Origin of the sequence: Massilia sp. YIM B02443, assembly GCF_030411955.1 — a bacterium.
Classification (GTDB): Bacteria; Pseudomonadota; Gammaproteobacteria; order Burkholderiales; family Burkholderiaceae_D; genus Telluria.
This window is the reverse complement of sequence record NZ_JASNRA010000033.1, coordinates 39,576-48,052: the sequence shown is the minus strand read 5'-3', so window position 1 is coordinate 48,052 and position 8,477 is coordinate 39,576. Positions and strand designations below refer to the sequence as shown.

The following is an 8,477-nucleotide window of genomic DNA, read 5'->3' as shown; positions in this document are numbered from 1 at the left end:
CAAGATACAAGGGTTGGCGGCTCCGCCGCCGACGCGTTCAAGCAGCGCTTGAACTACCAAACGATCAGCGCTCCAGCACGATCCGCAGCATGCGGCGCAGCGGCTCCGCCGCGCCCCACAGCAGCTGGTCGCCGACGGTGAAGGCCGACAGGTAATCCTCGCCCATCGACATCTTGCGCAGGCGGCCGACCGGGATCGTCAGCCCGCCGGTGACGGCGGCCGGCGACAGGTCGCGCATCGATGCTTCGCGCGTGTTCGGCACGACTTTCGACCACTGGTTGTGCGAGGCGATGATGTCGGTGATCTCGTCGATCGGCACGTCTTTCGTCAGCTTGATGGTCAAGGCTTGCGAGTGGCAACGCATGGCGCCGATACGCACGCACAGGCCGTCCACCGGGATCGGTTTGGCGTCGAACCCTGCGCCGCGGCCCAGGATCTTATTGGTCTCGGCGCCCGCCTTCCACTCTTCCTTCGACTGGCCGTTACCGAGGTCCTTGTCGATCCACGGGATCAGGTTGCCGGCCAGCGGCACGCCGAACTGCCTGGTCTCCTCGGCGGACAGGCCATGCTGGGTCGCCAGCACGGTGCGGTCGATCTCGAGGATGGCCGAGGCCGGGTCGTCCAGCAGCGGCTTGACGGAATTGTTGATGGTGCCGAACTGGGTCAGCAGTTCACGCATGTGCTGGGCGCCGCCGCCCGATGCCGCCTGGTAGGTCATGGAGGTCATCCACTCGACCAGGCCCTGCTCGAACAGTCCGCCCAGACCGATCAGCATGCACGACACGGTGCAGTTGCCGCCGATGTAGTTCTTGACGCCGCGCGACAGCGCCGCATCGATTACCGAGCGGTTCACCGGGTCCAGCACGATGACGGCGTCGTCGTTCATGCGCAGGGTCGACGCGGCGTCGATCCAGTAGCCGTTCCAGCCGGCCGCGCGCAGTTTCGGGAACACCTCGGTGGTGTAGTCGCCACCCTGGCAGGAGATGATGATCTCGCATTTCGACAGCTCAGCGATGTCGGTCGCGCTTTTCAGGGTGGTTTCATTTTTCGCCATCTTCGGCGCGGCGCCGCCCGGATTCGAGGTGGTGAAAAACACCGGCTCGATGTGGTCGAAATCGCCCTCTTCCTGCATGCGCTGCATCAGGACCGAGCCGACCATGCCGCGCCAACCTACCAGACCTACTAATTTCATCATCTTCCCTTGGTTAGTGTCATTTTATGCGAGCGCCGCGACCACCGCGTTGCCCATCTCTTCGGTGCCCACTTTCGTGGTCCCTGCTTCGAAGATATCCGGCGTGCGCAGCCCTTGTGCCAGCACGCGCTTGACCGCATTCTCGATGCGGTCCGCCTGTTCGGTCAGGCCAAGCGTAAAGCGCAGCATCATCGCGGCGGACAGAATGGTGGCCAGCGGATTCGCAACGCCCTGCCCCGCGATGTCCGGCGCCGAACCGTGCGACGGTTCGTACAGGCCTTTATTGCTGGCGTCGAGCGACGCCGATGGCAGCATGCCGATCGAACCGGTCAGCATCGCCGCAGCGTCCGACAGGATATCGCCGAACATATTACCAGTAACGATCACGTCGAACTTCTTCGGGGCCCGTACCAGCTGCATGGCCGCGTTGTCGACGTACATGTGTTCGAGTTGGACGTCCTGGTATTCCTGGTGCACCTCGGTGACGATGTCGCGCCAGAACTGGAACGTTTCCAGCACGTTGGCCTTGTCGACGCTGGTCACGCGCTTGCCGCGCTTGCGTGCTGCCTGGAACGCCACATGGGCGATGCGGCGGATCTCGCCTTCGGCATAGCGCATGGTGTCGAAGCCTTCGCGCTGGCCCTTGAAAGGACCGTCCGGGCATTCGCGCACGCCGCGCGGCTTGCCGAAATAGATGTCGCCGGTCAGTTCGCGGATGATCAGGATGTCCAGGCCCGAGACGACTTCCGGCTTCAGGGTCGAGGCGCCCGCGAGTTCCGGATACAGGATCGCCGGACGCAGGTTGGCGAACAGGCCCAGTTCGCGGCGCAGGCCGAGGATGGCCTGCTCGGGGCGCAGCGCGCGCTCGAGCGTGTCGTACTGGTAGTCGCCGACGGCGCCGAACAGCACCGCGTCGGCGTCCTTGGCCAGCTTCAGCGTGCCTTCCGGCAGCGGGTGGCCATGGGCCGCGTAGCCGGCGCCGCCGACGTCCGCGCTCTCCATCTCGAACGATTCGCCCAGTGCGTTCAGGACCTTGACCGCCTGCGCGGTGATCTCCGGGCCGATGCCGTCGCCCGGCAGGATCGCAATCTTCATGTGCTGCTTTCTTGTTTTAGATGGTATTGGCCAGCCACGGCTGGGCCGCGATGTGGCGCTGTTCGAAGGCGCGGATCTCATCGGCGTGACGCAGGGTCAGGCCGATGTCATCCAGGCCGTTGAGCAGGCAGTACTTGCGGAATTCGTCGATGGCGAAACCGTACGACAGGCTGCCGTCGGCGGTGCCGATGCGCTGCCGTTCCAGATCGACGGTCAGCGTGAAGCCTTCGTTCGCCTGCACCGCCTGGAACAGCGACTCGACTTCTTCTTCGCTCAGCACGATCGGCAGCAGGCCGATCTTGAAGCAGTTGTTGAAGAAGATGTCGGCGAAGCTCGGCGCCACCACGGCGCGGAAACCGTACTGCTGCAGGGCCCATGGCGCGTGCTCGCGCGACGAACCGCAGCCGAAATTCTTGCGCGCCAGGAGGATCGAGGCGCCGGCGTAGCGCGGCTGGTTCAGCACGAAGTCCGGATTGACGGGGCGGGTGCTGCAATCCTGGCCCGGCTCGCCGTGGTCGAGATAGCGCCACTCGTCGAACAGGTTGGGACCGAAACCGGTGCGGCGGATCGATTTCAGGAACTGCTTGGGGATGATGGCGTCGGTATCGACATTGGCGCGGTCGAGCGGCGCCACGATGCCCTGGTGTACGGTGAATTGTTCCATCTGTATCTTGGGGCGCCGCAGCGGGCGCCCTGCCCTTCATTGTTGTTTATCTTCCGCCGGCGCTGGTGACGACCTGGCCTACTTTCGAGACATCGCGGCCGATGCCGGAGATGGTGTTGCAGCCGGCTAGCAGGACGGCGACGAGCGAGAGAGCGAATACTTTTTTCATGATCTGTTCAAAAATTAAAACGGTGATACAGGCTATAACGCATCAGAGCGCATTCCCGAGGACACGCACGTCGACAAAGCGCCCCGCGATTCCTGCGGCAGCGGCCATCGCCGGCGACACCAGGTGGGTGCGTCCGCCCTGGCCCTGGCGGCCTTCGAAGTTGCGGTTCGAGGTCGAGGCGCAGCGCTCGCCCGGGTTCAGGCGGTCGGCGTTCATCGCCAGGCACATCGAGCAGCCCGGCTCGCGCCATTCGAAGCCGGCGGCGACAAAGATCTTGTCCAGCCCTTCGCGCTCGGCCTGCTCCTTGACCAGGCCCGAACCCGGCACCACCATCGCCAGCTTGACGTTGGCGGCGCGCTGGCGGCCGCGCACCACGCTTGCTGCGGCGCGCAGGTCTTCGATGCGCGAGTTGGTGCACGAGCCGATGAACACCTTGTCGATGGCGATGTCGCCGATCGGGGTATTCGGCTGGAGGTCCATGTAGGCCAGCGCCTTTTCGATGGCGCCGCGGCGCACCGGATCGCTTTCCTGCTGTGGATCGGGCACGCGGCCGTCGATCGCCGTCACCATCTCGGGCGAAGTGCCCCAGGTAACCTGCGGCTGGATGTCCTGCGCATCGAGTTCGACCACGGTGTCAAAGACAGCGCCATCGTCCGAATGCAGCGTGCGCCAGTAGGCCACCGCCCGGTCCCACTGCTCGCCCTTGGGCGAGAACGGACGGCCTTGCACGTACTCGATGGTGGTGTCGTCCACCGCCACCATGCCGGCGCGCGCGCCCGCTTCGATCGCCATGTTACAGACCGTCATGCGGCCCTCCATCGACAGCGCGCGGATCGCCGCGCCGCCGAATTCGATGGCGTAGCCGGTGCCGCCGGCGGTGCCGATCTTGCCGATCACGGCCAGCACGATGTCTTTTGCGGTCACGCCGGGATTCAGTTCACCCTCGACCTTCACCAGCATCGCCTTCGACTTCTTGGCCAGCAGCGTCTGCGTGGCCAGCACGTGCTCGACTTCCGAGGTGCCGATGCCGTGCGCCAGCGCGCCGAAGGCGCCGTGGGTCGAGGTATGCGAATCGCCGCACACCACCGTCATGCCGGGCAGCGTGGCGCCCTGCTCCGGCCCGATCACGTGCACGATGCCCTGGCGCTTGTCGCTCATGTCGAAGTAGGTCAGCCCGAACGCTCTGGTATTGGCGTCGAGCGTCTCGACCTGCAGGCGCGAGGTCGGGTCGGCGATGCCGGCGGCGCGGTCGGTGGTCGGCACGTTGTGGTCGGCCACGGCCAGGTTCGCGGAGGTGCGCCATAGTCCGCGGCCGGCTTCGCGCAGGCCGTCGAACGCCTGCGGGCTGGTCACTTCGTGCACCAGGTGGCGGTCGATATAGAGGACGGTGGTGCCATCGGCGTCGGCACGCACGACATGGGAATCCCAGAGTTTGTCGTAGAGCGTTTTTTGCATGGTCAATCCAGTGATGCGGTCTTGTGTGGCGCGGCTCGCAAGGAGGCGCTGCAAGACCCGGTTTTCGATTATGCCATAATCGTGCACTGCAGCACCAAGCTGGGGCGGCGCACGATTATGCCAAGGACCATACCATGCGGTAAATAATATTTGCAAGGGCTAACAGCCATGCAAATAAAAAAAGCCTGTGTCGACGACACAGGCTTTTCTCTGCGCTTTTATCGCAATGCTGCTTTATGCAGCCAGTCTGACGCTGCTGCGGCAGCCATCCATCAGGAACGACAGGCCCACCACCAGCACCAGTTCGCCTTCGGCCGAGCGCGCGGTGCCGGTGATGCCTTCCACCGTCAGCGCCGTCATCGGCTTGATCACCAGGTCGGCGGTGCCGTCCACCGCTTCCATCGCCAGGATGTACGGCTGCGGCGCGTTGATCACGATGCCGACCTTCTCGGCGGCCGCTTCGTAGCCGAGCGACAGCGCCAGCGAACGCACCGGCAGCGGACGGCCCTGGTCCTTCAGCACCGGGGCGCCGCCCACGCAGGCGAAGTCTTCTGGCAGTTCGACCACGCGCTCGACCACCGCCATCGGCAGCGCCAGCTGGGCGCCCGAGGTCGACACCAGCATGGTCGGCACGATCGACAGTTCGATCGGCAGGCGGATCGCGAACTTGGTGCCGCGGCCCAGCAGCGAATCGATGCGAATGGCGCCGCGGTTCTTCTCCACCGCGGTCTTGACCACGTCCATGCCGACGCCGCGGCCCGACACCGAGGAAGCGACTTCCTTGGTCGAGAAGCCCGGCAGGAACACCAGCTGGTAGGCGTCGTCGTCGTTCGGGGCGCCGTTCTCGCCGATCAGACCCTTGTCGATCGCCTTGCGGCGCAGCTTGACCGGGTCCATGCCCTTGCCGTCGTCCTGCAGCACGATCATGACGCTGTTGGCTTCCTGCCATGCCTTCAGCAGGATGAAGGCCTTGGCCGGCTTGCCGGCGGCGACGCGCTCTTCCGGCGACTCGACGCCGTGGTCCAGTGCATTGCGCAGCATGTGCACCAGCGGGTCGTACAGGCTGTCCACCACCACGCGGTCGACTTCGGTCTCGGCGCCTTCGATGGTCAGCTCGACGTCCTTGCCCAGGTCCTTGGCCAGCTCGCGCACCAGGCGCGGGAACTTCTGGAACAGGCGGCCGACCGGCTGCATGCGGGTCGCCAGCGTGGCGCGCTGCAGTTCGGCCGAGTAGCGCGAAGCGCGTTCCAGGGTTTCGGTGAGCGTGGCCATCAGCACCGCAGCCTGGCCTTCGAACTTGAACTGTTGCAGGCGTTCCAGCAGCACGGCGGCCTGGTTGGCGGCCTGTACCGATTCGCCGGCGACTTCCAGCAGCGCGTCGAGCTTGACGGCGTCGATACGGATGCTTTCGTCCTTGGCCGGCGCGGCGGCGGCCGGCTTGGTGTCCTGGCGGCGCTCGACGCCATCCCAGTTCTTGCCGCCGGCGGCTGGAGTAGCTGCGGCTGCGGCTGGCGCAGCGACGGCTGGCGCGGCGTCGGCGGCTGCGGCAGGCGCGGCGGCCGGAGCCGGAGCGGCTGCAGCTGGCGCCGCGGTGATCGCGTTGGCGGCCGGCACCACGGCGTTGTACATGCCGGTCCAGTCCAGGCCGTCTTCACCGGCAGGAGCGGCTGCGGGAGTGGCGGCAGCCGGGGCCGCGGCGACCGGCGCCGGTGCAGCGGCGGCCGGCGCAGGGGCGGCAGCCGGCGCACTGTCGGCCTTGCCTTCGATCGCGTCCATCAGGATGCGCTCGAGGTCGGCCGGCATCTGCGCCAGGCCTTCCGGCGGCGTACCGTTGTTCAGGTCGTTCAACTGGTCGGCCACGAAACCCGACGCCTGCAGCGCGGCTTCGATCGCCAGCGGCGTGACCGGTGCGGCGCCGGTACGCAGCGCGTCGAACAGGTTCTCGGTCAGGTGGCAGGCCGCCACCAGCGCGGGCAGGCCCATGAAGCCGGCGCCGCCCTTGATCGTGTGGAACGACCGGAACACCGCGTTCAGGGTTTCCTTGTTGTCGGGGTCGCGTTCGAGGCGCAGCAGGTGCTCTTCTACATTAACTGCCAGATCCATCGCCTCGACGACGAAATCCTTGAGCATATCGTCCATTAGAATCCCAGATCGGCAAGAAGATCGTCAACGTTATCCTGGTTCAGCGCCGCTTCCGGCACCGACGGGCCCTGCATCAGCGGCTCGGGCGCCGGCTGTGCTTTTTGCGCCAGTTTTTCCTTGATGTCGGCCGGCGCGTTGTCGCGCAGCAACTGGGCCAGCTCGCCCTCGACGGTCTGGGTGATCTTGACCACTTTCTTGATCAGCTGGCCGGTAATGTCCTGGAAGTCCTGGGCCATCATGATCTCGAGCAGGCGCGCCTTCTCGGATTCGGTGGCGACGTTGACCTGGGCCGCGAACTGGCGCGAATCGCCGGCCAGGGCCTTGAATTCATCCAGGCTGAGCTTGCCTTCGAAGAGGTCGGCCCAGCGCGTTTCCATGTCCTTGGCCTGCTTCGACAGCAGGTCCTGGGCCGGCATGCCTTCGTCCAGGGTGTTGAGCACCTTGTTGGCGGCCTGTTCGGTCAGGGTGGCGACGTATTCCAGGCGGTCCTGGGCGTCGACGATCTGCGACGAGGCTTCGTTGAGCGCCTTGTCGTAGCCCAGTTCGCGCAGCGAGTCGTGCAGCAGGCGCACGATGCCGCCCAGGCGTTCGAACATGCCGCCGGCTTCATGGCCGTCGTCGGCACTGGCGCCAGCTGCGGCCGGAGCCGGGGCCGGGACCGGTGCGGCCACGGCAGTGGCGGCCACTGCGGCAACTGCGGCGGCAGGTGCGGCGCTGGCCGACACCTGGTCGAACAGCGACTCGAGGTCGTCTTCGTCGGCGGCGGCCGGCGCAGGCTCGGGCGCCGCGGCAGGAGCTGGCGGGGCGCTGGAGCGCTGCGCCGCCACTTCCTCGAATAGTGCGTCGAAATCGTCAGCGGCGTCGGTCATAATCCCTGCTTCTCCTAAATATAAATGCGCAATGAACTGGGCAATCCTGGGGTCGTGCATCCATCCGGCCGCGTCCGGCGGCACTGAAAGATGGTCGTGAATTGACTGCGAGTGTAGCAGTGTGGTTGCCGCAGGTAAATCTCAGAGACGGCAATGCAACAAAATGGACAGGAAAACTTAATTCCGCGACAATCAAAACACGCTGTTCCTGATGCTTTTATTATGGCCGGTGTTGTATTTTGTGCGCCTCGCACTCTGCCGCTGTGGCAATGTTGCACCTGAACAGCGTCCCATCGCCCGGCCCGGCGTTTGACCGAACTCAAGGGTTTTGGTCCCGGCGGTCGTCGCCACGCACGGAGCCGTCCAGAATGGCATAGCAAAGGGAGGAGTCAGCATGTACCGCAAGATCCTGATCACCACCGACGGTTCAGCCGTCTCGCAACACACGGCCTGCGCCGGCGTCAAATTCGCGCAGCAGATGGGAGCCGAGGTGCTGGCCCTGTTCGTCGCGCCGGAATACCAGTACCCAGTGTACGTCGAGATCATTCCACCCTCCTACCCCAGCGAAGAAGAATACATCGCCCAGATGCGCCGCATGGGCGAGGAATACATGGGCAAGATCGTGCGTTCGTGCACCGGCGCCGGTTTGCAGCACAGCTGCATGACGGCGTTTTCCGATTCGGCGGCGCTCAAGATCGCCGACGTCGCCGAGCAGGAAGGCTGCGACCTGATCTTCATGGGTTCACACGGCCGCAGCGGCTGGAACCAGCTGTTGCTGGGCAGCGTCACCAACAAAGTGCTGGCGCACACCACCAAACCGGTGCTGGTGCACCGCTTGATCGCCGAGCCGGCGCCCGCCTGAGAAGGTAAGCCATGCGCGCACATCCGGCG

At 65.3% G+C, this 8,477-nt stretch carries 8 protein-coding genes; 1 reads left to right on the top strand and 7 read right to left on the bottom strand.

Features of this window, described 5'->3' with window-relative positions:
- Positions 1 to 64 precede the first annotated feature (64 nt).
- The 7 genes from asd to QPK27_RS23195 all read right to left on the bottom strand — a co-directional run bounded on the left by asd (position 65) and on the right by QPK27_RS23195 (position 7,586).
- On the bottom strand, positions 65 to 1,192 hold the full coding sequence (asd, locus tag QPK27_RS23225; RefSeq protein ID WP_290420545.1) for an aspartate-semialdehyde dehydrogenase: 1,128 nt from the start codon (positions 1,190 to 1,192) through the stop codon (positions 65 to 67).
- 24 nt (positions 1,193 to 1,216) lie between these two features.
- Positions 1,217 to 2,287: a 3-isopropylmalate dehydrogenase gene (gene leuB, locus QPK27_RS23220; protein WP_290420541.1), complete on the bottom strand. Its 1,071-nt coding sequence runs from the start codon at positions 2,285 to 2,287 to the stop codon at positions 1,217 to 1,219.
- Between the two features lie 16 nt (positions 2,288 to 2,303).
- A complete protein-coding gene (leuD, locus tag QPK27_RS23215) occupies positions 2,304 to 2,951 on the bottom strand; it encodes a 3-isopropylmalate dehydratase small subunit (RefSeq protein ID WP_290420540.1) in 648 nt (215 codons plus the stop codon).
- Between the two features lie 46 nt (positions 2,952 to 2,997).
- Complete coding sequence (locus QPK27_RS23210) at positions 2,998 to 3,120, bottom strand: hypothetical protein (RefSeq protein WP_290420539.1); 123 nt, start codon at positions 3,118 to 3,120, stop codon at positions 2,998 to 3,000.
- Between the two features lie 42 nt (positions 3,121 to 3,162).
- A complete protein-coding gene (gene leuC / locus QPK27_RS23205) occupies positions 3,163 to 4,575 on the bottom strand; it encodes a 3-isopropylmalate dehydratase large subunit (protein WP_290420538.1) in 1,413 nt (470 codons plus the stop codon).
- A gap of 234 nt (positions 4,576 to 4,809) precedes the next feature.
- Positions 4,810 to 6,714, bottom strand: coding sequence for a chemotaxis protein CheA (locus QPK27_RS23200; protein WP_290420537.1), 1,905 nt, complete (start codon positions 6,712 to 6,714; stop codon positions 4,810 to 4,812).
- Complete coding sequence (locus tag QPK27_RS23195) at positions 6,714 to 7,586, bottom strand: protein phosphatase CheZ (protein WP_290420536.1); 873 nt, start codon at positions 7,584 to 7,586, stop codon at positions 6,714 to 6,716. Before QPK27_RS23195 ends, QPK27_RS23200 begins: the two co-directional genes overlap by 1 nt.
- A gap of 394 nt (positions 7,587 to 7,980) precedes the next feature.
- Here QPK27_RS23195 and QPK27_RS23190 point away from each other — a divergent pair, with 394 nt between their 5' ends.
- Complete coding sequence (locus tag QPK27_RS23190; RefSeq protein ID WP_290420535.1) at positions 7,981 to 8,448, top strand: universal stress protein; 468 nt, start codon at positions 7,981 to 7,983, stop codon at positions 8,446 to 8,448.
- Positions 8,449 to 8,477: the final 29 nt, after the last annotated feature.

What these genes read in the sequence shown, in the direction of transcription:
- leuD (WP_290420540.1), bottom strand. Translation starts at nt 2,951, where the DNA reads ATGGAACAATTCACCGTACACCAGGGCATCGTGGCGCCGCTCGACCGC.
- asd (WP_290420545.1), bottom strand. Translation starts at nt 1,192, where the DNA reads ATGAAATTAGTAGGTCTGGTAGGTTGGCGCGGCATGGTCGGCTCGGTC.
- QPK27_RS23210 (WP_290420539.1), bottom strand. Translation starts at nt 3,120, where the DNA reads ATGAAAAAAGTATTCGCTCTCTCGCTCGTCGCCGTCCTGCTAGCCGGC.
- QPK27_RS23190 (WP_290420535.1), top strand. Translation starts at nt 7,981, where the DNA reads ATGTACCGCAAGATCCTGATCACCACCGACGGTTCAGCCGTCTCGCAA.
- leuB (WP_290420541.1), bottom strand. Translation starts at nt 2,287, where the DNA reads ATGAAGATTGCGATCCTGCCGGGCGACGGCATCGGCCCGGAGATCACC.
- leuC (WP_290420538.1), bottom strand. Translation starts at nt 4,575, where the DNA reads ATGCAAAAAACGCTCTACGACAAACTCTGGGATTCCCATGTCGTGCGT.
- QPK27_RS23200 (WP_290420537.1), bottom strand. Translation starts at nt 6,714, where the DNA reads ATGGACGATATGCTCAAGGATTTCGTCGTCGAGGCGATGGATCTGGCA.
- QPK27_RS23195 (WP_290420536.1), bottom strand. Translation starts at nt 7,586, where the DNA reads ATGACCGACGCCGCTGACGATTTCGACGCACTATTCGAGGAAGTGGCG.